The sequence below is a fragment of the Paraburkholderia sp. genome (genome assembly GCF_028283785.1).
Taxonomy (GTDB): domain Bacteria; phylum Pseudomonadota; class Gammaproteobacteria; order Burkholderiales; family Burkholderiaceae; genus Paraburkholderia.
Map to the genome: position 1 here is coordinate 179,599 of NZ_JAPWKB010000005.1, position 22,079 is coordinate 201,677.

The 22,079-nt window shown below is 62.5% G+C and carries 18 protein-coding genes; 6 read left to right on the forward strand and 12 right to left on the reverse strand.

Features of this window, described 5'->3' with window-relative positions:
- Positions 1-13 precede the first annotated feature (13 nt).
- Together PW947_RS04860 and PW947_RS04865 are read right to left on the reverse strand one after the other, a co-directional pair.
- The gene (locus tag PW947_RS04860) at positions 14-1,414 is read right to left on the reverse strand and encodes an MFS transporter (RefSeq protein WP_299629941.1); all 1,401 of its coding nucleotides are present in this window, start codon (positions 1,412-1,414) and stop codon (positions 14-16) included.
- Between the two features lie 513 nt (positions 1,415-1,927).
- Positions 1,928-2,935, reverse strand: coding sequence for a sensor domain-containing diguanylate cyclase (locus PW947_RS04865; protein ID WP_299630579.1), 1,008 nt, complete (start codon positions 2,933-2,935; stop codon positions 1,928-1,930).
- 509 nt (positions 2,936-3,444) lie between these two features.
- On the opposite strand from PW947_RS04865, the gene oxlT reads away from it, so the two are divergent.
- Positions 3,445-4,761, forward strand: coding sequence for an oxalate/formate MFS antiporter (gene oxlT / locus PW947_RS04870; protein WP_299629942.1), 1,317 nt, complete (start codon positions 3,445-3,447; stop codon positions 4,759-4,761).
- Between the two features lie 113 nt (positions 4,762-4,874).
- On the opposite strand, the gene PW947_RS04875 is transcribed toward oxlT, so the two are convergent.
- The 7 genes from PW947_RS04875 to PW947_RS04905 form a co-directional block, all read right to left on the reverse strand.
- Complete coding sequence (locus PW947_RS04875; protein ID WP_299629943.1) at positions 4,875-6,173, reverse strand: cytochrome c; 1,299 nt, start codon at positions 6,171-6,173, stop codon at positions 4,875-4,877.
- A 14-nt stretch (positions 6,174-6,187) separates the two neighbouring features.
- Complete coding sequence (locus tag PW947_RS04880; RefSeq protein WP_299629944.1) at positions 6,188-7,969, reverse strand: GMC family oxidoreductase; 1,782 nt, start codon at positions 7,967-7,969, stop codon at positions 6,188-6,190.
- A 3-nt stretch (positions 7,970-7,972) separates the two neighbouring features.
- Complete coding sequence (locus PW947_RS04885; protein ID WP_299629945.1) at positions 7,973-8,719, reverse strand: gluconate 2-dehydrogenase subunit 3 family protein; 747 nt, start codon at positions 8,717-8,719, stop codon at positions 7,973-7,975.
- Positions 8,720-8,773: 54 nt separating this feature from the next.
- Positions 8,774-10,324: a methyl-accepting chemotaxis protein gene (locus PW947_RS04890; protein WP_299629946.1), complete on the reverse strand. Its 1,551-nt coding sequence runs from the start codon at positions 10,322-10,324 to the stop codon at positions 8,774-8,776.
- Between the two features lie 271 nt (positions 10,325-10,595).
- Positions 10,596-11,486, reverse strand: a complete 891-nt coding sequence (locus tag PW947_RS04895) for a DeoR/GlpR family DNA-binding transcription regulator (protein ID WP_299629947.1) — start codon at positions 11,484-11,486, stop codon at positions 10,596-10,598.
- Between the two features lie 62 nt (positions 11,487-11,548).
- Positions 11,549-12,901, reverse strand: coding sequence for a gluconate:H+ symporter (locus tag PW947_RS04900; protein WP_299629948.1), 1,353 nt, complete (start codon positions 12,899-12,901; stop codon positions 11,549-11,551).
- 74 nt (positions 12,902-12,975) lie between these two features.
- Positions 12,976-14,373, reverse strand: coding sequence for a homoserine dehydrogenase (locus PW947_RS04905; RefSeq protein WP_299629949.1), 1,398 nt, complete (start codon positions 14,371-14,373; stop codon positions 12,976-12,978).
- Between the two features lie 140 nt (positions 14,374-14,513).
- Here PW947_RS04905 and otnK point away from each other — a divergent pair, with 140 nt between their 5' ends.
- Both otnK and PW947_RS04915 read left to right on the forward strand, forming a co-directional pair.
- Positions 14,514-15,878 carry a 3-oxo-tetronate kinase gene (gene otnK / locus PW947_RS04910; RefSeq protein ID WP_299629950.1) on the forward strand — a complete coding sequence of 455 codons (1,365 nt, stop codon included), beginning with the start codon at positions 14,514-14,516 and terminating at the stop codon, positions 15,876-15,878.
- On the forward strand, positions 15,875-16,543 hold the full coding sequence (locus PW947_RS04915; RefSeq protein ID WP_299629951.1) for an aldolase: 669 nt from the start codon (positions 15,875-15,877) through the stop codon (positions 16,541-16,543). Before otnK ends, PW947_RS04915 begins: the two co-directional genes overlap by 4 nt.
- 112 nt (positions 16,544-16,655) lie before the next feature.
- Here PW947_RS04915 and PW947_RS04920 read toward each other — a convergent pair whose 3' ends face one another.
- Positions 16,656-17,189 carry a hypothetical protein gene (locus PW947_RS04920; protein ID WP_299629952.1) on the reverse strand — a complete coding sequence of 178 codons (534 nt, stop codon included), beginning with the start codon at positions 17,187-17,189 and terminating at the stop codon, positions 16,656-16,658.
- A 172-nt stretch (positions 17,190-17,361) separates the two neighbouring features.
- On the opposite strand from PW947_RS04920, the gene PW947_RS04925 reads away from it, so the two are divergent.
- Together PW947_RS04925 and PW947_RS04930 are read left to right on the forward strand one after the other, a co-directional pair.
- Complete coding sequence (locus PW947_RS04925; RefSeq protein WP_299629953.1) at positions 17,362-17,793, forward strand: hypothetical protein; 432 nt, start codon at positions 17,362-17,364, stop codon at positions 17,791-17,793.
- Between the two features lie 457 nt (positions 17,794-18,250).
- Positions 18,251-19,399, forward strand: coding sequence for a porin (locus PW947_RS04930; protein ID WP_299629954.1), 1,149 nt, complete (start codon positions 18,251-18,253; stop codon positions 19,397-19,399).
- Positions 19,400-19,532: 133 nt separating this feature from the next.
- On the opposite strand, the gene PW947_RS04935 is transcribed toward PW947_RS04930, so the two are convergent.
- Together PW947_RS04935 and PW947_RS04940 are read right to left on the reverse strand one after the other, a co-directional pair.
- A complete protein-coding gene (locus PW947_RS04935; protein ID WP_299629955.1) occupies positions 19,533-19,859 on the reverse strand; it encodes a hypothetical protein in 327 nt (108 codons plus the stop codon).
- Between the two features lie 153 nt (positions 19,860-20,012).
- Positions 20,013-20,255 carry a hypothetical protein gene (locus PW947_RS04940; RefSeq protein WP_299629956.1) on the reverse strand — a complete coding sequence of 81 codons (243 nt, stop codon included), beginning with the start codon at positions 20,253-20,255 and terminating at the stop codon, positions 20,013-20,015.
- A 310-nt stretch (positions 20,256-20,565) separates the two neighbouring features.
- On the opposite strand from PW947_RS04940, the gene PW947_RS04945 reads away from it, so the two are divergent.
- Positions 20,566-22,053, forward strand: a complete 1,488-nt coding sequence (locus PW947_RS04945; protein WP_299629957.1) for a methyl-accepting chemotaxis protein — start codon at positions 20,566-20,568, stop codon at positions 22,051-22,053.
- The last annotated feature ends 26 nt before the right edge of the window (positions 22,054-22,079 follow it).

The following is a 22,079-nucleotide window of genomic DNA, read 5'->3' on the forward strand; positions in this document are numbered from 1 at the left end:
ATCGTGCGGCGCCTCACGCGCGGCCATCGGCGCGCACGGTTGCGCCTTGCAACGCTTCGCGCGGCATCGACACTTCATTGGGCAGCGCCCATTCGAGCCAACGCGTGCGATGCAGGACCACCAGCACGAATGCCACTGCAGCGATGCCGCCGAAAGTCGCGAAGCCCATCTGGTAACTGCCGGTCGATTCCTTCGCCATGCCCATGATCACCGGCAGATAGAAGCCGCCGATCCCGCCCGCCGCGCCGACGATGCCCGACATCAGCCCGGTCTTGCCCTTCCAGCGTTGCGGCACGAGCTGAAACGTCGCGCCGTTGCCGAGACCGAAGCACAGATACGTAAACACCAGCAGCGCGATCCCGCCGCCGAGCGGCGGCATCCATGCGGCGAACGCGAAGTCGGCGACCGAGATCGCGGCCAGGAGGATCACCAGCGCACGCACGCCGGAGATGCGATCCGCGACCAGACCGCCGATCGGACGCACCAGCGCGCCGATAAACGCGAGCAGCGACATGAACAGACCCGCTTCGAGCTTCGGCATCTGATACAGCGACACCAGCAGCGTCGTCACATACGACGACATGCCGACGAAGCCGCCGAACGTGATGCTGTACACCAGCATGACCACCCATGTGTCGCGCTCCGCCAGCACCGAGCGATAGTGACGCGGCAACACGGCGATCGCGAGCAACGCGCCGAGCAGCGGCAGCAGCAGCACGCCCGTCTTGCCCGCGCCGAACACGCCCGCATGCACGGCGAGCACGAGCGCCAGCAAGCCCACCAGCGTCACGACGAAGCTGCGTAATGCAGCCGGCGCGCTACCGGATTTAGTGCCGAGGTCTTTTGCCCAGAAGAAGATCGCAACGGCCGCGAGTGCGAGCAACGGCAACGCCGCGCCCGCCGCTTTCGCCCAGCCGAACGAATTGGCGAGACCGGGGAACATAAAGCCGTCGAGCACCGCACCGATGTTGCCCGCAGCCGCGAGGCCGAGCACCAGACCTTGCACCTTCGGCGGATAGTTGCTGCCCGCCATCGGCAATGCGACCGCGAAGCTCGCGCCGCCGACACCGAGAAATACGCCGAGCACGAGCAGCATCGTGTACGACGGCGTCGACGGCAACAGCAGCAGCACGATCGACGGCAACGCCGACAGCGCAACGCCCAGCAGCGCCACGCGCCGGCCGTCATACGCCTGATACAGATTGCCGAGCGTCACGCGCAGAATCGCCGCGCCGAGCACCGGAACCGCGACCAGAAAGCCGAGTTCGGCCGGCGACATGTGGATGTCCTTGTTGATGAACGGCGCGAGCGGCCCGAACATCACCCACACCGTGAAGCCGGTATCGAAGTACAGGAAGCACGCGAGTAGCGCGCGCCAGTTACCGCTAGTCAGCGAGTTCAGCAGGTTTTTCATGGGGCACTCTCACAGGTGCGATTGCGATTGAAAACACGTCGGCAAAAAAAAAGCGTCCCGAACATCGTCCGCGCAACCCGCTTGCGCGGATCACGTCGATCGAAGTTCGGGACGCCGTTGTCCCGATGACGCATCCGGCACGCGGACACGTCAAAGTGATGGAATTGCTGCGGCCGTCGTTGGCCGTGGACGAGTCAATGCAATAGCTATGCCATCGTGAATTGACGGTGGAGGATCGAGTTGGAAATCATCGTGCGAAACGATTAGGCGGTGGTCGTTCAGGAACGGCGCGCGCCTTTCCAGACAAGGCGCACGGGGCATCGGAAGATGAGCGCGCCGGACAGTGCGATGCCAGTTTTCAACGGCTTTTTTCAGCGCGGGCGACGCGCGCGATACACGTCCGACGAATCGCGGCTGCGCCCCATTGCGATTCGCGAACGCGATTTTCTGGTGCGTCGCACCACGCCTGTGCCTCGCTGGCGTCGCTGTGCGTTGGCTGTCCGGCGAGACGGATCAGCGCGACCGGCTTCCGGCGACGAGCGCCGCGTCGCTTCGATCGATCGCCGCGATGCAGTCGCGGCCGTTGTCTTTGGCGCGATACAACTGCGTGTCGACGAGGTTGATAAAGCCGACCGGATCTTCCTGCGCGGACGGCACGATGGTGCCGACGCCGAAGCTTGCGGTGACGACTTGCCGGAACGGCGAGCGTTCGTGCGCGATCTCTTCCGACGCGATCAGGTTGCGGCATCGTTCGGCGACGCGCATCGCGGCATCGGCGGTGGTGTTCGGCAACACGAGCACGAATTCCTCGCCGCCGAAGCGTCCGAGAAAATCATCGCGACGCAATGCCGAGCCGAGCACTGTGGCGACGCGTTTCAGACACGTATCGCCCTGAACGTGACCGTAGTAATCGTTATAGGACTTGAAGAAGTCGATGTCGATCATGATCGCCGACAGCGGCCAGCCGCTGTCTTTTCCGGCCTCCCATTCGCGCTGGATCACCGAGTCGACCATCCGGCGATTGCCGACTCCCGTGAGTCCGTCCTTGAACGACAACGCTTCGAGTTCGCGTTGCAGTTGCGCGAGTTTCTCTTCGGTTTTCTTGCGCTCGCTGATGTCGAACATGAAACCGACCAGCGACTCGACGTCGCCGGCTGCATTGCGGACCACGTGCACCACATCGCGCAACCACACGTAGCCGCCGTCGCGGGTCAGCGCGCGATAGTCGGCTTCGTGATCCGTGCCCGCCTTCGATTGCGACACACAGAATTCGACGACCTTGTCGCGATCGTCGGGATGCATTCGCGTCGCCCAGTCTTCGACGGATCGCCACGTAGACGGAGCCCAGCCGAGCAGCGCTTCGATCTGCGGACCGATGTACGTGAACTGCATGGTGGCCCAGTCGATCTTCCACGGGATCGCCTTCGTCGATTCCAGTAGCGTGCGATAGACGTCCGCATCGTGTTCGAGGTAGCGCGCGTCGGTGTCGTCGTGGCGCAGGAATTCCGCGCCGAGCGCGATGGTGTCGTGATCGTCGTGCTTGTTGTGCGTGTCGTGCTTGTCGTGGCTGGTCACTGCGGATCTCCATCCCGTGGTTCACATCACCTCGTCGCGAGAGGAGGTCACACCGTCATTGACGGCCGGGGTGGGGAAAACTTGAGGGAACACGCGAGATTGACATTACATCAACCTTTCATCTATAACACTCGAACATGTTGCGGGCAGCCTTGTCACGCACCATGCCTCAGCCCGCCGGCCGCGCACCGACGGGCTTTTTTTTGCCCAAACTGATTTAAACGCTCCCCTTCAAAAACCTTTCATCGTTAACCCGATCTGGTGAAAACCCCTCGGTCTCTTTCACTTGACTTACTTGATATATCACATATCTTGTAGCCATTGCCGCCGTCGAAAACGCGTCGCGATTCGCGAAGGACACGCGACGAATGCGTCGAACGAAACGGGAAGGCGGCAACCCATCCCTATCAAAACAGCCAACAGCAAAGCCCGTCAAAACGCCAAAGGAGACAGTGATGGAAATGAGTCGTCAAGGAGGCAGGTCGCCTCTCGCATCGCCGTGGGTACAACTCGTGTTCGGTGTCGTCTGCATGGCGATGATCGCGAACATGCAATACGGGTGGACCTTGTTCGTCAACCCGATCGACGACAAGCATCACTGGGGACGTGCGGCGATCCAGGTCGCGTTCACGATCTTCGTCGTGACCGAAACGTGGCTGGTTCCGATCGAAGGTTATCTGGTCGACAAGTACGGTCCGCGTCCGGTGGTGGTGGGCGGCGGCTTGCTCTGCGCGGTCGCGTGGGCACTCAACTCCGTCGCGTCGTCGTTGCCGCTGTTGTACGTGGCGGCGGCCATCGGTGGTGTCGGTGCGGGCGCGGTTTACGGCACCTGCGTCGGCAACGCGCTCAAGTGGTTCCCGAACCGTCGCGGACTCGCGGCCGGGATCACCGCAGCGGGCTTCGGCGCGGGTTCCGCCGCGACCGTCGTGCCGATTGCGCACATGATCAAAAGCAGCGGCTACGAAGCGACGTTCCTGTGGTTCGGGCTCGGCCAGGGCGCGATCGTGTTCCTGCTCGGCATGGCCTTGTACGCACCGCCGACCGAGTTGCTCGCGTCGGTGAAAAACGCGGCGAACAACCTGAAGAACGCCGTCTACAACGCGACGCCGCGCGAGGTCGTCAGCTCGCCGATTTTCTGGGTGATGTACGCGATGTTCGTGATGATGGCCGCCGGCGGCCTGATGGCGACCGCGCAGCTCGGACCGATCGCGAAAGACTTCGGTCTGCACGATTCGCCCGTGTCGCTGCTCGGCCTGACCTTGCCCGCGCTGACCTTCGCGCTGACTATCGACCGCGTGCTCAACGGTCTGACGCGTCCGTTCTTCGGCTGGGTGTCGGACCGGATCGGTCGTGAGAACACGATGTTCATCGCGTTCGGCGTCGAGGCGATCGGCATTCTGCTGCTGTCGAAATACGGTCATACGCCAGTCGCGTTCGTCGTGCTGACGGGCATCGTGTTCTTTGCGTGGGGCGAAATCTACAGCCTGTTTCCCGCGACGTGCGGCGATACGTTCGGCTCGAAATTCGCCGCGACCAACGCCGGTCTGCTGTACACCGCGAAGGGTACGGCGGCGCTACTCGTGCCGTTCAGCAGCGTGATCACCACGATGACCGGAAGCTGGCACGCAGTCTTCATGCTCGCATCGGGAATGGCGGCACTGTCCGCGCTGCTCGCCATCTTCGTGCTGAAACCGATGCGTCAGAAGCATCGTCAGACGCATGCGTCGCCGTCGCCGGTCGAGATACCGTTCGGGCAGATCGTCAAAGAATAAGCCTTTGCTGAAGGCATAAAAAATGCGCCGGTGGCTTGTCGAGCCCACCGGCGCATCGTTTTTTCCGCGTTCCGGATCGCTACCGGAACCCAGAGCGTTGACTGCTCAGTACATTACTGCTGCGCGAGTCGCGCACGTACCTTCGCGACCTGATCGGCCGTCACGGCGACGCCGTGATTGCCCCAGCTGGAACGCACGAACGTCGCGAGTTGCGCCACGTCGTCGTCGCTGTAACGCCATGCGAAACCCGGCATCGCAAGACGCGACGGCGTGCTTTCCGTCGACGGCAAACGTGCGCCGTTCAGGATCACCGCAACCAGCGAATCCGGGTTGTCTTGCGTGACGACCGGATTGTCGACCAGCGAAGGAAACACTCGCGCCGCGCCCTGACCGTTCACACGGTGACACGCCGAACAGCTGTCGAGATACACGCTCGCGCCGCGACCGGTCGCAGTGCCCGCGAGAATCGACGACACGGTCGACGCATCCGCATGGAACGGTGTGCCGGCCGGTGCACCGAGACTCTTCAGATACACCGCGATCGAAGCGAGATCGGCGTCGCTCATGTACTGCGTGCTGTTCTCGACCACTTCGCCCATCGGACCCGACACTGCCGAATGCGGATTGCGACCCGTCTTCAGCGTGGCGACGATGTCGTCGTGCGACCAGTTGACGAGACCCGCGCCCGCTGCCGAACGCAGATCGATCGGCGCCGTGCGATCCAGCGACGAACCCGACAGATACTTGTCGGTCTTGCCGCTCAGATCCACTTCTTCCATCCCGACGCCGCGCGCCGTGTGACACGTACCGCAGTGCGCGAGACCTTGCACCAGATACGCGCCGCGATTCCACTCGACGCTCTTCGACGGATCGTTGACGAAACGCGTGTCGTCATGGAACGCGCGGCTCCAGTACGCCAGCGGCCAGCGAATGCTCAACGGCCACACGATGCCCGATGCATGCTCCGGTTGATCCGAAGCCGGCACCTGCGTCGTGAAATACGCGTACAGGTCGCGCAAATCCGCATCCGATACCTTCGCGTACGACGTGAACGGCATGGCCGGATACAGACGCTTGCCGCCCTTCGCGACGCCTTCGCGCATCGTCAGCACGAACTCCTCGAACGTATATCCGCCGATCCCATGCTCGCGATCCGACGTGATATTGGTCGAATAGACCGTACCGACCGGCGTATTGAACGGCACGCCACCCGCGAACGGCGCACCGCCCTTCGCGGTATGACACGCCACGCAATCGCCGACCTTCGCGAGATACGCGCCATGCACCGCGTCGCCGGCCCGGCTTGCAACCGCCGGATCGATCGACACCGTCGGGCTCACCGAAGCAAACGCCCATGCCGCGCCCACGACCACCACTGCGGCGGCCACTACACCCGTAATGATTTTCCTCATGTCTTATCGCTCGCTCAGACCTGCACCATCGCGGCGCCGGGGTTCTTCAGATACTGCGAGACGACATTCTTCGCCGCCCAGTATGCGAGACCGCCCACGAGACCCGTCGGGTTGTAGCCGATGCCGTGCGTGAACACGTTCGCGCCGAGCACGAACAGGTTCGGCACATCCCAGCTCTGCAGATATTTGTTGACCACGCTGGTTTTCGGATCCGCGCCCATCGCCGTGCCGCCGCTGATGTGCGTGCTCTGATACGCGCGCGTGTCCCAGTGCGTGCCGGGCTTCAGAATCCGGCCGGAAATCGACTTCGGATTCATCTTCTGGCCGATCTCCATCATCTTGCCCGCGACGTATTCCGACGCCCGCAGATCGTTGTCCTGCCAGTCGAGCGTCAGACGCAGCAGCGGCGAACCGTATGCATCCTTGTAGTTCGGATCCAGATCCAGGAAGTTCGCGCGATACGCCATGTTGCTGCACTGCGATTCGATGCGGCCGGTGTGCAGGAAGTTGTCCTTCACCGCCTGCTTCCACTCGGTGCCCCACTTCGGCGTGCCCTTGGGCAACGGAATGCCGCGAACCGGACCATTGCCCGTCTGACGACCCCAGATGATCCCGCCGCCGATAAAGCCGAGCTTGCTGTGATCGAAGTTGTCCGCGTTGAATTCCTCGATGGCCTGACCGCCGCCGCCCGCACCCATGAACTGGTTGATGTACGTGTCCTTGTCCCAGAACATGTTCACGCTGTTCAGCAACTGGTAGCAGAAGTTGCGGCCCACGGTGCCTTCGTTGGTATCCGGGTTGTACGGCGTGCCGATCTTCGACAGCAGCATCAGATGCACGTTGTGCAACTGGAACGCCGCGAGCACGACCATCTCCGCCGGTTGCTCGACCTCGTTGCCTTCCGCGTCGATGTAGGTGACGCCCGTCGCGCGCTTGCCGGTCGAATCCATATTGACCTTGACGACGTGCGAATTCACCCGCAATTCGAAGTTCTTCTTGCGCATCAGCGCCGGAATGACCGCAGTATTCGGCGACGCTTTCGAGTAGTTCAGGCAACCGTAATCGCTGCAGAAACCGCAGAAATTGCACGGGCCCAACTGGCAGCCGTATTCGTTCGTGTACGGACCCGACGCGTTACCCGCGGGCAGCGCGAACGGCTTGTAGCCGAGTTCCGTCGCGGCTTTCGCAAACATCTTGCCGGTCGGATGGTCGGCCAGCGGCGGCAGCGGATACGGGTTCGAGCGACGGCCTTCGAACGGATTGCCGCCTTCGAGCGGCTTGCCGTCGATATTGCCCGCCTTGCCCGACGTGCCGCACACGCGTTCAAAACGATCGAAGCTCGATTCGAGTTCGTCGTAGGTCACGCCCCAGTCCTGAAGATTCATCCCTTCCGGAATGAACTTCGCGCCGTAGCGCTCGGTGATGTGGCTCTGCAGACGCAACTCGTCCGGCATCACGCGCGACTGCACGCCCGACCAGTGCGAACCCGCGCCGCCCACCCCTTCACCCGGTTTGAACGAACCGATCTGACGATACGGCACCGCCGTGTCGTTCTTCGTGTGGCGGTTCGTGACCGTGGTTTTGGCCAGGTTCTGCAACAGCGCCTGCCGTGCCGAGTATTTGATCTCATCGACGATCTGCGGATACGCGAAATCGGGGATCGTGTCGCGCGCGTCGCCGCGTTCGAGCGCGACCACGTTCAGACCTGCGTTGGCCAGTTCGATCGCCATGATCGAGCCGGTCCAGCCGAAGCCGACGATAACCGCGTCGACCGGCTTTTTCTTGATGGTTGCCACGTCTTATCCTCGCTTGCCGTACAGGCTGACCGGTGCATACGGATAAGGCTTGGCCTCACCCACGAACTCCAGATAGTCGGCGCGCACGCCGGGATAGCCGATCATCTTCCACGCGGCCATGTCCTTGTTGCCACCGTAAGACGGGTCGCAAAAGTAGCCTTCGTAGGTGAGTTTCAGCAGAAAGCCGCTGAAGAACGTTTTGAGCTTGAAGCCTTCCACGGTCAGCTTGCCGGACTCGACCTGCTTGAAGAAATCGGTCTGCTGCGCGGTCGTCAGTTCGGCGAAGGTCTTGTTGCCGAAGTGCTCGCGGCAATACGCGTTGATCGTGCGAATACCGATCCGGAACTGCTCTTTCGGCGTCAGCTTCGACTGGTAGCCGAATTCCGCTTCGGCGGGCAGGAACGGGCCCTGCATGTACCAGCGCGTCGCGTCGCCATACGGCGTTTGCATCTGACGGTCGATGTATTGCGGCACGCCGAGTTCGACGGCGCCCGGACCGACGTTGTCTTTCGGAATCAGCACATCGGTTGCGGCGACCACGAACGCCCACTCTTCCGGCGTGAAATAGCCGGGCGTGTATTTGTCGACGGTGGGAATGTCCGGCGGCGGCGAACTGAGCGGCGGCTGCGCGCCGGGTTGCGCACCCGACTGTGCTACTACAGCGCCCGAGATGCCGACCACGGCTATCGGTGCAATCACCAGCGAGCCTTTCAGAAAGCTCCGGCGACCACGATCGTTAGGTAAGGTCATATCTTGCGAGAGGTCGTTGTGGGGAAATCGTTGTTTGCCGGTTTCGTTCGGGGTTCAGGCCAGCTTGAACACTTCGACGAAACTGTGCAGGCTGCTCGATTGCTCGCTCAGCGCCTGTGCCGCTGCGGTTGCCTGTTCGACCAGCGCAGCGTTCTGCTGCGTGATCGAGTCCATCTGGCTGACCGCCGTATCGACCTGTTCGATGCCCGCGCGCTGCTCTTCGGCAGCCGCGGCGATCTCATTCATGATGTCGGTCACCTGACGCACCGCCATCAACACTTCCTGCATCGTCTTGCCCGCATCGGCGACCAGTTCGGTGCCGACCGTCACGGTGTTGACCGAGTCCGCGATCAGATCCTTGATCTCCTTCGCGGCCGTCGACGACCGTTGCGCGAGGCTGCGCACTTCGCTTGCGACCACCGCGAAGCCACGTCCCTGTTCGCCTGCGCGCGCCGCTTCGACGGCTGCATTCAGCGCCAGGATATTGGTCTGGAACGCGATGCCTTCGATGATGCCGGTGATGTCCGCAATCTTGCGCGAGCTGGCGTCGATGCCGCCCATCGTGCCGACCACGCGTTCGACCACGTCGTTGCCGCGCGTCGCGACCAGCGATGCGTTGTCGGCGAGCGAACTCGCGGTGCGCGCGCTCTCGGCGTTCTGCTTCACGGTCGCGGTCAACTGGCTCATGCTGGCCGCCGTCTCTTCGAGCGACGCCGCCTGCTCTTCCGTTCGCGACGACAGATCCATCGTGCCGGACGCGATTTCGCGCGTGGCCGTCGCAATCGATTCGCTGCTGTTACGCACCGAGCGCACCGTTTTCGCGAGACTGTCCTGCATCTTGCCGACACCGCGCAGCAGCGTGCCCATTTCGTCTTCGTTGACCACCACGATGCGGCGATTCAGGTCGCCCGCGGCAATCGCGTCGAAATGTTCGAGTGCCTGGTTCAGCGGATTCATGATCGCGCGACGCAGTGCGAGCCAGCTCAACCCCGCCGCGATCACGCCGATCGAGATCATGCCGATCGACAGCCAGAACGACGTGTTGAAGCTCGATTGCGCCGCGTCGTAGTTGTTCTTCGCGTTGGTGTACAGCGCGGTCTTGACCTTCTCGTTCGCGGCGCTCATATCGTTGTACAGCGCGCTGAGTTGCGTCATCGCGATCTTGTCGACGTCTTCACGATTGTTCGCCTTGATCGCGTCGATGAATGCGGACACCGCGCCGCGCATCGCCTGACGGCGCTGCGTCGCATCGCCGATCAGTTCGGCTTCGTTTTCCTCATGCTGCTGATCGACGAACTGCTTCCACCATTCGTCCGACTTCGCGAAGAAGCCCACCGCGCGATCGATCTGCTCGCCCGACTTCGGATCGTCCGGATGAAGCGCCACGCGATCGAGCACGAGACGGGTGCGCGCAATGTAAATCTCCGCGTTACCGATATTCGTCGCAGCGGTCAGCTTATTTTCGTACGTATCGCGATTGGCGCGGTTCGCGCGGCTCGCGCCAAGCAAACCAAGCACACCGATCGCCACCATCAGCACAGCCAGAAAACCCATCGTCAGCGCAATCCGCGCTTGCAGCGACATCGCTGCCTTACCTGCTCTCATCGTCGATTCTCCCCGGAGACAATTGCTGTGCTCGACACAGTCTCTTGCGTTTACGGCAACTACATAAGAATCTTTAGACAAATAGGAACAATTGCCGATTGACGCGCGCTCTCATGATTTCGCAAACGATTGGCACGTAACAATCGCCGCTAATCACCGACGTTAGGCCTTCAGAGCCGGTCGTCCGGGGATGTTGACGCAATGTAGTCGGAAGCGCGGCGGACCTTTTCTGCTACTACATGAAAGCCGCTGTAAGGCTGCGCCGCACGATTCAGGGCGCCGGTTCCGCCGCGGCAATCGCCAGATCGACACCGGCTTCGCGAATCCCGGCGGCCGCAGCCGACGCGAGACCTTCGTCGGTGACGACCAGATCGAACTGTTCCAGTCCCGCAACCTTGTACAAGCCGAACGTGCCGTATTTCGAGCTCGTCGCGACCAGCACCGTTTGCGATGCGGCGTCCATTGCCGCGCATTTCACTTCGACCTTCGGCGCCGACGGCGTGGTCACGCCGCGTCGCAAGTCCCACGAACTCGCCGACATGAACGCGACGTCGATCGACACATGGCGCAACGTCGCCGCCGCCAGCCCGCCGACGCTCGACAGATTTGCGTGGTCGAGCAGCCCGCCCGTGTGAATCACGTTGACCGGCGATTCCGCCAGCGCCTGGACGATCGCGAAGTCGTTGGTCACGACCGTCATGCCCGACAGCGCGACGATGTGCGGCACCATCGACAGCGTGGTCGTACCGGCGTCGAGATAGGCGGTCATGCCCGGCCGCAGCAACTGCGACGCGCGGCGCGCGATGCCGTGCTTCTGCGGCTGCTCGATGGTCGCTTTCGACTGATGGCTCGGCTCGGTATTCAGTTCGCTCGCGATCCGCACACCGCCCGGCACCGAATACACCAGACCGCCCTGCTCCAGCGCCGCGATATCGCGGCGCACCGTCATATGCGAGCAGTTGAAAATCTCCATCAGCTGATGGACGCTCAGCACCTTGTGGCGGCGCAACTGACGCAACATCGATTCGCGCCGCTGATCCGGGATCATCGGCGCATCGACCGCGGCGGGCGGATCGCTCACGTCGGCGTCGGGCGTGACGCCTGCGGTCTGGATGGCCTGATTGACGCGGTCGGCGGGGTCGGTTCGGGTGGAATTTGGCATGAGTGGGTCCTTGGGATGCGCGCGCGCAATGCGCCGTCATCTTATCGGATCGGTTTCGCGGGTCAGCTTCGGATCACCGCTTCGATCAGCAGCACGCCGGCCAGCCCGACGAACGACTGCAAGCTCAGCATCAGCGTCCACGTCCGCAACGTCTGCGAAACGGTCAACTGGAAATACTCCTTGAACAGCCAGAAACCCGAATCGTTCACATGCGACAGCATCACCGCGCCCGACGCCGTGGCGAGCACCATCAGTTCCGGCGACACGCCGGGATGCGCGAGAATCAGCGGCGCAACGATGCCGCTCGCGGCGACCGTCGCAACCGTCGCCGAGCCGACGCAAATTCGCAGCAACGCGGCGATCGCCCACGCGAGGATCAACGGATTCACCGGCCAGCCCGCCGTGTGATGCACGATGATCGTATCCAGATGGATCGAGCTCAGCATCTGCTTGAAGCCGCCGCCCGCGCCGAGAATCAGCAGGATCACGCCGAGCGGTGCCAGACCTTTGGCGGTCATCTTCTGCATCTGGTCGAGCGAGAAACCATGCCGCACGCCGAGCGCGAAAAACGCAAACAGCACGGCCGCGAGCAGCGACAGGATCGGATCGTTGACGGCCTGAAACACGATGAACGCCGTCGTGCCTTTGACCGTGTTCGCCATGCCGAGCGTGCCGATCAACATCAGTCCCGGCGGAATCAGCACCGAAATCACGGCCGCAACCAGCGAAACCGGCGGACGCGTGGTATCGACCTGAAGCGCGGCCACCGGGCCGCCGTCGAGATTCGGCGAAGGACCGAAACTGCGCTGCATCACACGCGTGAACAACGGACCGCAAATCACCGCCGTGGGAATCGCGATCAGCAAGCCGTAGAACAGCGTCAGGCCGGTATTCGCGTGATACGCGACCACGGCCAGCATCGGCGCCGGATGCGGCGGCAACAAACCGTGCGACACATACAGACCCGCCGCGAGCGGCAAGCCGATAAACAGCAGATGACTGCCGGTGCGTCGTGCGACCGTATAGACCAGCGGCGCCAGCATGATGAAGCTGACATCGAACAGATGCGGCATGCCGATCAGCAACGCCGCCGCGCACACGGTCCACGGCGCGTATTGCACCGGCCGCTTGCCGATGAACGCGTTCGCGATGCGATCGGCGCCGCCGGTGCCGATCAGAATCCCGCCGAGCAATGCGCCGAGCCCGACCACCGGCCCGGTGCGCGCCAGCGCGCCGCCGAAGCCCTTCGCAAAACTGTCGATCGTATGTTCGGGCGTGACGCCCGCGACGATGCCCAAACCGATCGCCGTCAAGGTCAGCGCGAGAAACGGACTCAACCGGAACCGCGCGATCATGACGATCAGAACGACGATCGCACCGACCGCCATCGCAATAGTGACTGCTTCGCCCTGCATGTGTCGTCTCCCCTCTTATATGTCTTTGATGTCTTTGCTAGTCGATCTCGATGTAACTGACGTGGGCCGGACCGTCAGGCCGCGTAGCCGTCGCGCCATGCGGCGAGCAGCTCGGGATCGTGGCCTTGCAGGTCGTCGAGCGTCAGCAGGTCGCCGGCCTTGACGTCGCGCGCGAGCGTCGCATGCGCGGCGAGATAGAGCGGTGCGATATCGCGCGGTGCGGTTTTTCCGGCCACCAGCACCGCTTGTACACCGGTCACATCGTGATGATGACCGCCCATTTTCAGCACCGTGCCGGCCGGCAGATCGACGTTCGCGCGACCGCCGAGGATCGTGCATTGCGTCGGCGTTTCGGCGCCGGAAGGACGGCCGTGCACCACCGCGTCGAGCAGCGTGATCGGCGTTTCGACGCCCATGAAGTGGTACGGCAGATACATGCACGCATAGCGGCCGTTGCGGCTCACCACGTGGCCTTTCTGCTGAAGCAGTGCCCACGTCGGTGCATCGTGCGTACGCACCACGACGAATACGCCGCCCGCGAAACTCGCTTCTTCCGGCAGACGCAGCATATTGAAGACGTCGATCACGCCGCTCGTGTTCAGCACGCCGCCGTCCTCGCGCATCGCGTAGACGTCCGCGAGTTCGGTGGTGCGCGCGACCGGGTAATGCAGCAGTTCGACATCCGGCACGAAGCCGATATTGGTCGCCACCACCGACATCTCGCAGTAATCGGCGGTGGCCGACGTCTTGCGTCCGTTCAGCGCGGCGCGGCGTGCCGCGAGCGTTGCCGGAATGTCGTCGCCGAGTTGCATCAACGACGCAAGACCGGGCGCGGCGAACGATTCGTCGAGTTGCGTGACGTTGCCGGTTTTCGGATCGAACACGAGGTCGTATTCGCTCGACTTGCCGGCCGCGACCACGTCGAGACCGAGCGTGCGCGCCCACGTCACCCAACCGATCAGGTTCGACGGCTGGTCGCCGTCGGCGGTCGTGTACACCACGCGTTGACGCGCGGCGAGTTGCGACAGCGAAATCCCCGCGACCGCATCGACTTCCTTGCTGACCATCGCGACGTGACGCCCTTCGTTCAACGCGCGACGCGCGGCGCGATAGCCGATCGACGGATTGCCGGTCGCTTCGACGAGGATGTCGTAACGCGACGGATCGAGCAGCGCGACATCGGCGATCAGCCCGATCGCGTCGGCGGGCAGCGCGGCGACAGCCGCCGCATCCGCGCACACCACCAGCGATTGCGCGTCGAAGCCAAGCTCCAGGCACAGCGCGCGCAGACCGCCGAGGTCGAGGTCGCACAATAGTGTCGCCGCGAGACGCGGCATCAGGCGCGTTTGCGCGAGCAGCGTGCGGGAGAAACCGCCCTTCGCGCCGGTCAGCGCATAACGGACCGGCTGAACCGGTGCGGACGATGCAGCTGCGTCGGCAGACTGCGTGCGAAACAGCAACTCGAAATTCATGGAGCGTCCCTAAAGGCCTGCGCCGCTCACAGCGCAATGCCAGCAACCTTAACTTTTATTATCACAACCGTCAAATAATTTAACATCGATTCACACCGACACGCGGAACGTCGCTACAATCGTCGTCAAAGGAGGCTCTCATGTCCCAAACCCTTAACGCTTCGGCGCGCGCGAACGCGCGGCCGCTGCTCGGCTGCATCGCCGACGATTTCACCGGCGCGACCGACCTCGCGAACATGCTGGTGCGCGGCGGCATGCGCACGGTTCAAACCATCGGCGTGCCTGCTTCCGCCGATCAGCTGGAAGCCGACGCACTGGTCGTCGCGCTGAAATCGCGCACCATCGGCGCGGCGGATGCGGTCGCGCAATCGCGTGCCGCGCTCGACTGGCTGCGCGCGCAAGGCTGCCGCCAGTTCTTCTTCAAATACTGCTCGACCTTCGACTCCACCGACGCGGGCAATATCGGCCCCGTCGCGGACGCATTGCTCGATGCGCTCGACACGTCGGCGTCGGGCATTTCGAACGCGGATTCACACGGATTCACAATCGCCTGCCCGGCATTTCCCGAGAACGGCCGCACCGTGTATCGCGGCCATCTGTTCGTCGGCGATACCTTGCTGAGCGAATCGGGGATGGAAAACCATCCGTTGACGCCGATGACCGATCCGAATCTGGTGCGCGTGCTGCAACGTCAAACCGCGTCGAAAGTCGGGCTGATCCGTTACGACACGATCGCGCGCGGCGTCGACGCCGTGCGCGACGCGATTGCGGGATTGCGCGCCGACGGCGTGCGGATCGCGATTGCGGACGCGTTGACCGACGCCGATCTGCACACGCTCGGCGCGGCCTGCGCGGACTTGCCGTTGATCACCGGCGGCTCGGGCGTCGCGCTCGGCTTGCCGGACAATTTCCAGCGCGCCGGCCTGATCGACGCGAACGATACGGCGGGCAAGCTCGGTGCAATCGACGGCGCGTCGGTCGTGCTGGCGGGCAGCGCATCGAAAGCGACCAATGCGCAGGTCGCCGAATGGTTGAAGCAGCGTCCCGGCTTCCGGATCGATCCGCTTGCGCTCGCGCGCGGCGAACCGGTCGTCGAACGGGCGCTCGCGTTCTTTGCCGAACACGCGGACACCGCACCCGGCATCGCGCCGCAGACCGTGCTGATCTATGCGACCGCCACGCCCGATGAAGTGAAAGCGGTGCAACGCGAACTCGGCGTGGCCGCCGCGGGACAACTGGTGGAAGACGCGCTGGCGTCGGTCGCGCGGCAGTTGCGCGAACGCGGCGTGCGCCGGTTCGTGGTCGCGGGCGGCGAGACGTCAGGTGCGGTCGTCCAGGCGCTCGACGTGAAAATGCTGCGGATCGGCGCGCAGATCGATCCGGGCGTTCCCGCGACGGCGAGTGTCGGCGACACACCGCTCGCGCTCGCATTGAAATCGGGCAACTTCGGCACCGTCGATTTCTTCGACAAGGCTTTGCGTCATCTAGCTGGAGGCGCGCAATGAGCGGCAACCTGTCTGCGTCGATTCACGGCAGCGCCGAAAGCAGCTTGCGCGAAGAAATCTGCGTGGTCGGCGCGAACCTCTATTCGCGCGGCTACACGGTCGGCAGCGCGGGCAATATCAGCGCGCGTCTCGACGACGGCTGGCTGATCACGCCGACCGACGCGTGTCTGGGCCGGCTCGATCCGGCCGACATCGCGAAAGTCGGTCTGGACGGACAACCGGTATCGGGCGGCAAGCCTTCGAAGACGCTCGAACTGCATCGCGGCATTTACGCGGCGAACAGCGAAGCACGCGGCATCGTCCATACGCATTCCACACATCTGGTCGCGTTGACGCTGGCAGGCGTCTGGAAAGAGGACGACATCCTGCCGCCGATCACGCCTTACTATGTGATGAAAGTGGGACACGTCCCGCTGATTCGCTATCGACGCCCCGGCGATCCGCAAGCGGCCGCGCAGATCGCCGCACTCGCCGCCGACGTGCGCGCGGTGTTGCTCGAACGGCTTGGGCCGGTGACGTGGGAGCGTTCGGTGTCGCACGCGTCGTACGTGCTCGAAGAACTGGAAGAGACCGCGCGGCTATGGTTGATGACGACGCCGCGTCCCGATCCGCTGGATGAAGCCGCGATCGAAGAATTGCGGCAGACGTTTCGCGCGCGCTGGTAGCGTGCGATAGCACGGTCAGCCGCGATCTCGCGCTGACGCCGTGCCCAGCCACACGCCGATGCTTCGTGCTACCTGAGCAGTCGGCGCGAAGCATCGGTTTTTGTTTTTTGCGCTAACGGGTGCCCGTTTTCACACCGGCGCAGGCGGTGATGGCCAGCGGACCGACCACCGTGCCGACCGGCACCGGAATCGTCCAGTGCGTGCGGTTTCGCGTGGTCGTCGCGGTCAATGCGGCGCTGTCGCTGCCGTTCAGCATCAGCAGATACGATGCGTCGCTCGACATCGGCCGCCAGAACGCTTCGTAGCCGCTGCCGAAGCGTTCGAGCGCGAGCGTGCCGAACGTCCGGCCGCCGTGCGCGTCGTATAGCGCAATCGCTTCGCCGTCGTTCAGCGCGAACGCGCCTTCGCGAAAACTTGCCGCGTTGTTCGGCACGGTCGTCGCGCCGTGCCCTTTCAGCATCCCGCAGCCACCGGCCGGCGCGGCCGGAAGCACCGGCGTGATCGTGGCCGCATACGCCGACGATGCAATCGCAAGCGACGCGACGACGCAAGCGGTACGAGCGACACATGCCGCGATTGCGTGCGCTGTCGCGCCTCCTTGGCGGCGGATTGCGGCGTGCCGGCCGCCGCGCGTGATAACTGTCATGCCCTTCGTTCCTTGCTGTTGTTCATCGTGCCGCGATACGTGACGTCGTGGATCGCGGTGTGCTGCGGACAGGCATTTTGTCCGTCTGGACCGGGCTGCGTGAACCCTGCATGTATACTTTTGTCTCTCTATGCTGTCATCAACGAACCGCTCAAGGCGGCTGCACTCGCGAATGAAGGTTATCACCGCTGTATCCGCTCTCCTGCTGATCTGCTGGACCTGCCACCAGGCCTACGCCGATCCCCAGACCGACATGCCCGACGAATACGACTATCTGCGACGCATGCATGTGCCCGACGCAGTCGCGAACTGCGTGGCCGCGTTCGACCGTTGGGTCAGAACCGCATCGCGCTACGACTCGTTCATGGTGCCCGACCGCAGCGCGCTCAATGCGACCACCGTGGCCGGCTCGACACCGGGCACCGCACCCGTGATCGCACTCGCCGACGCCGATACGTCGTCGCCGGTCGACAAGACCGTGGGCTTGCGCGCATTCGCGAAGGTACGCGACAAGTACCGCTGGGTGCCCGTGCGCGCAACCTGCGGAATTGCCGATAGCGAAGTGGTTTCCGTGAGTCTGCAACCGGAAGAGATCGTGCGCTGACGATGCGGCGTGGAACGGAATCCGCATGCAAATGCAAGTCCCACGCCCATTGACCGGAATCGCAACAGCTATTTGCGGATTCCGAAAGAATCCCCGATAAAACTCTAAAAGCGGCGATTTAAACCGCCTATATATTACAAGGCATTCCCGTTGCAATAAATTGGAATGACCTGAAATGCGCGTGCGATTGTCCGGGTGAATGGTGCGTGATACGCTTCGCGCACTTGATGACTCCGAGAAAGGCTTGAAATCAGGTACTTGGGGCGTGCTCGCGAGAGGAGCACGCCCCATTTCGTTTGTGACGACGGCGCATCGCGGCAACAATAATAAATCGAAAGTTAAATGCGTGTGTCGTAGCAAAAATGCAACGTCAAGTCCTATATCAACACAATGCGCGGACTCCTCAGATATTCTCCGCAACTCGTTAGCATTCGCTTTCGTGTACGGAGAGAAATAAATGAAAAAGATCGCACTGTCGAGCCTCTCGCTCGCACTCCTTGGCGCCGCAGGTGTAGCACACGCACAAAGCTCGGTCACGCTGTACGGCCTGATCGACACGGGCCTGACCTACTCGAGCAACTCGACGGGTCATAGCAACTTCCAGCAAGCCAGCGGCATTCTGAACGGTAACCGTTTTGGTCTGCGCGGCTCGGAAGATCTGGGCAACGGTCTGAAGGCAGTCTTCGTGCTGGAAAACGGCTTCAACCTGTCGAACGGCAAGCTGGGTCAAAACAGCCGCATGTTCGGTCGTCAGGCATTTGTCGGTCTGTCGAGCAACCAGTTCGGTACGGTCACGATGGGTCGTCAATACGACTCGCTGGTGGACAATGTGGCACCGCTGTCGCTGAACGGCACGCAAAACGGTGGCACGCTGGCATCGCACCCGTACGACAACGACAACCTGAACAACTCGGTTCGTATCAACAACGCTGTCAAGTTCCAAAGCGTGAACTATGACGGCTTCAAGTTCGGCGCGTTGTACGGCTTCTCGAACGCAGCTGGCAGCTTTGCTGACAGCCGCGCATACAGCCTGGGCGCTTCGTACCAGTTCGGCGGCCTGAAGGTTGCTGCAGGTTACCTGCAACTGAACGGCGCAGGCTCGACGACGAACACGAGCGGCGCAGTGGCGACCAGCTCGGATTCGACGTTCACGGCAGCACGTCAACGTTCGTACGGCGCAGGCATCAACTACGCTTTCGGCGCAGCTAACGTCGGCCTGGTGGTCACGCAAACGCAACTGAACGGCGCATCGTCGATCAACTCGTCGAACGCATCGGTCGGTGGCGCACTGGCAATCAACAGCGGCAGCGCTCGCTTCACGAACTACGAAGTCAACGGCCACTACGCGATGACGCCGGCATGGACGCTGTCGGGCGCTTACACGTTCACGGACGCAAGCCTGAACGGCGCGAGCCCGAAGTACCATCAAGTCACGCTGCAATCGGACTACGCGCTGTCGAAGCGTACCGACGTCTATGCTGAAGCTGCATACCAGCACGTGACGGGCACGGGCAACTCGGGCGTGACGGCTGAGATCGTCGGCGTGAGCGCATCGTCGACCGACTCGCAGATCGTCGGCACGGTTGGTATCCGTCACCGCTTCTAAGCGGCTGGCAGTACCGAGTACCGAGCATGAAGAAAAAAGCCCGCGAAAGCGGGCTTTTTTTGTTGGGGGGGGGTCGGCTCGACGTCGGGTTGCAAGCGTTTGCGTTTCTGCTGCGATCACGTCACGTGCTACGTCACGATTGTTTTCTTGAGGCTGACGTCTCTTCCTCTTCGATGCGGCGCTCGACCCTTTCGACGTCCGCAATATTGTCCAGCACGTACTGCCGGTAAGCCTGAGCGGCTGCATGGATTTGCGTCCATTGATCGATCAATAACATCGTGGGCGTGGCGGATTCGAAGATCGTAAACACAAGGGTTGTATCCTCGTGCATGCCCAATCGCATGAACGGCGAATATCGATCGACGGAATACACCTCTCCAGCCGGCACCCGGTAGACGAACACATACGGATGCGGCACCGTTATATCAATGACATCCTCGAAGTAGAGCGTTTCCATCATTGCTTTCGAAGTCCTGTGAATGCGCCCGTGAACACCCGCCTGTTGAGACTCCAACCGGTTTGCGCAAAGTTCGATTCCACGCCAGATCAAAGATCTATCGCAGTCGAGTCACTGACACAGACCCATGCGGAACGCTGCGCGCTCGTCTCAGCCTTATCGCCCGGCTTGCATTGCTTTCCTGATTTCAATCAGCGCCTCGATCAGTTCATCTAGCGGAACCGTGCGCGCCATCCTTCCGTCGTCCTCCGGTCCGCCAAGTTCGGCGAGCAGATTTTCGACGCCGTTTTCCTGATTCACTCTCACAACCGGAAAGCGGTCCAACAGAATTTCCAACGTCGGCTTTTCGTATTCGTTCATTGCCGATGACCAGGCAATTTCGAGTTTGCTCGTCTTCATGGCTTCGTAACCTAGTTGCTCGGCCGAGGGTTGAGGACACCGCTGAATTGACCGGCTTTGTGATCCCCCTGTTCCGTTCGGCGCCCGAAAGTCTACTCCGCCTCTTCCCGACTCCGTTCTGACCAGGCGCAACGACGTACCATACCGCCCCCTTACATTTACATAAAGGAATCCCCCCAACCTGCCGTTAATGCGCATACGGGAGCACATGTCCCGTTGTCGCCAAAACTCGTGCCCTATCGACCGTGGTGCGAAATCAGGCACTGTGCGTCAGCACCGGCAAGTAACCAAGAGCATTCGAAGTCGAGTCATGGATCAAGCAAACACCAGGCAAACCGCGCCACGCGGCCCAAAGGAAGACCTCGCCCGTATCGCCCGCAACGGCGATCTGGTGATGTATGTGACGCTAGTGGCGGCATTCGCGGCCTGCATTGCGCTAGGTCTGGTCTACGACGATCTCGCGCTCGGACTCCCCTATGCCTGCGCGGTCCTCGTGATCGGCAGCGGCTTCTACTTCATGGGTCGCGGCACCGTCTGGGGTTGGGCAGGACTGGTGAGCTGCAACGTCGCCGCCGTGACCTTGCACATGCAACTCAGCCGTGGACTCACCGAATTGCACTTCGGCGTATTCGTGCTGCTGGGCCTGATGCTGGTCTATCGCGACTGGCGCCCGATCGTGCTGGGCGCAACCCTGTTCGCGGTTCAGCACATCGCCCTCGATCGCATGATGGCGCTGCACTTCGGGGTCTACTGCACCGCCGAAGCAAACTTCCCGAGAATCCTGCTGCACGCGGCGTATGTGATCGTGCAAACCTCGATCGAGGTGTATCTCGCGATCGGACTGCGCTCGTCCTCGATCGAGGCGTCCGAGCTCGCCGGTCTGGTGCGTCACGTGAACCGGCGTTCGGCGATCTGCCTCGATGTGTCGTCGGTCGCGGTGAACTCCGCTCTGGCCTGCTCGCTGAAAGATTCGCTGACCCGGGTGCAGCACGCGATGGCCGAAGTCAGCCAGGCCGCCGACGCCGTGAAGCAGTCGTCCGCCGAGATCGCGTCCGGCACGCTCGATCTGAGCCAACGCACCGAACGTCAGGCGATCAGCCTGCAACAGACCGCCGCATCGATCGAACAGATCAACGGCGGCGTGCGCGAAACCGCCGACACGACCAGCCAGACCGGCACGCTAGCCGTTTCGGCATCGACTGCGGCAAGCAGCGGCAGCGAAGCGATGAACCGCGTGGTCGAGACGATGTCGAGCATCGACGAGTCGTCCACCCGCATCAACGACATCACGTCCGTGATCGATTCGATCGCGTTTCAGACCAACCTTCTCGCGCTCAATGCCGCCGTCGAAGCGGCGCGAGCGGGTGAAGCGGGACGGAGTTTCGCGGTGGTCGCGGGAGAAGTACGCTCGCTCGCGCAACGATCGGCGTCAGCCGCGCGCGAGATCAAGCAGTTGCTTGCGGAAAGCATGTCGCGCGTGAAAATGGGCAACGCGCTGGTCGGCAAGGCGGGAGGCGTCATGACGGGCATCGTCGTTCAGACGTCGCGCGTGAGCCAGTTGATCGGCCAGATGATGAACTCGGCCGAACGGCAGTCGGCCGGTATTGGTCGGGTTTCCGACGCGGTTTCGCAACTCGATTCCGTCACGCAGCAAAATGCGGCGCTGGTCGAAGAAAGCGCGGCGGCCGCCAGCAGTCTCGCGGCACAGGCCGACCGTCTGCATCGCGTGGTGCAGCAGTTCTCGCTGACAGACGACGACGTGCCGGTCCGCATGGCCCGACGCGGCCGCGCACGCTAACGCCGCGACCGACTATGGCGGGAGCC

What these genes read in the sequence shown, in the direction of transcription:
- PW947_RS04860 (WP_299629941.1), bottom strand. Translation starts at nt 1,414, where the DNA reads ATGAAAAACCTGCTGAACTCGCTGACTAGCGGTAACTGGCGCGCGCTA.
- oxlT (WP_299629942.1), top strand. Translation starts at nt 3,445, where the DNA reads ATGGAAATGAGTCGTCAAGGAGGCAGGTCGCCTCTCGCATCGCCGTGG.
- PW947_RS04875 (WP_299629943.1), bottom strand. Translation starts at nt 6,173, where the DNA reads ATGAGGAAAATCATTACGGGTGTAGTGGCCGCCGCAGTGGTGGTCGTG.
- PW947_RS04885 (WP_299629945.1), bottom strand. Translation starts at nt 8,719, where the DNA reads ATGACCTTACCTAACGATCGTGGTCGCCGGAGCTTTCTGAAAGGCTCG.
- PW947_RS04890 (WP_299629946.1), bottom strand. Translation starts at nt 10,324, where the DNA reads ATGAGAGCAGGTAAGGCAGCGATGTCGCTGCAAGCGCGGATTGCGCTG.
- PW947_RS04895 (WP_299629947.1), bottom strand. Translation starts at nt 11,486, where the DNA reads ATGCCAAATTCCACCCGAACCGACCCCGCCGACCGCGTCAATCAGGCC.
- PW947_RS04900 (WP_299629948.1), bottom strand. Translation starts at nt 12,901, where the DNA reads ATGCAGGGCGAAGCAGTCACTATTGCGATGGCGGTCGGTGCGATCGTC.
- PW947_RS04905 (WP_299629949.1), bottom strand. Translation starts at nt 14,373, where the DNA reads ATGAATTTCGAGTTGCTGTTTCGCACGCAGTCTGCCGACGCAGCTGCA.
- otnK (WP_299629950.1), top strand. Translation starts at nt 14,514, where the DNA reads ATGTCCCAAACCCTTAACGCTTCGGCGCGCGCGAACGCGCGGCCGCTG.
- PW947_RS04915 (WP_299629951.1), top strand. Translation starts at nt 15,875, where the DNA reads ATGAGCGGCAACCTGTCTGCGTCGATTCACGGCAGCGCCGAAAGCAGC.
- PW947_RS04920 (WP_299629952.1), bottom strand. Translation starts at nt 17,189, where the DNA reads ATGACAGTTATCACGCGCGGCGGCCGGCACGCCGCAATCCGCCGCCAA.
- PW947_RS04925 (WP_299629953.1), top strand. Translation starts at nt 17,362, where the DNA reads ATGAAGGTTATCACCGCTGTATCCGCTCTCCTGCTGATCTGCTGGACC.
- PW947_RS04930 (WP_299629954.1), top strand. Translation starts at nt 18,251, where the DNA reads ATGAAAAAGATCGCACTGTCGAGCCTCTCGCTCGCACTCCTTGGCGCC.
- PW947_RS04935 (WP_299629955.1), bottom strand. Translation starts at nt 19,859, where the DNA reads ATGATGGAAACGCTCTACTTCGAGGATGTCATTGATATAACGGTGCCG.
- PW947_RS04940 (WP_299629956.1), bottom strand. Translation starts at nt 20,255, where the DNA reads ATGAAGACGAGCAAACTCGAAATTGCCTGGTCATCGGCAATGAACGAA.
- PW947_RS04945 (WP_299629957.1), top strand. Translation starts at nt 20,566, where the DNA reads ATGGATCAAGCAAACACCAGGCAAACCGCGCCACGCGGCCCAAAGGAA.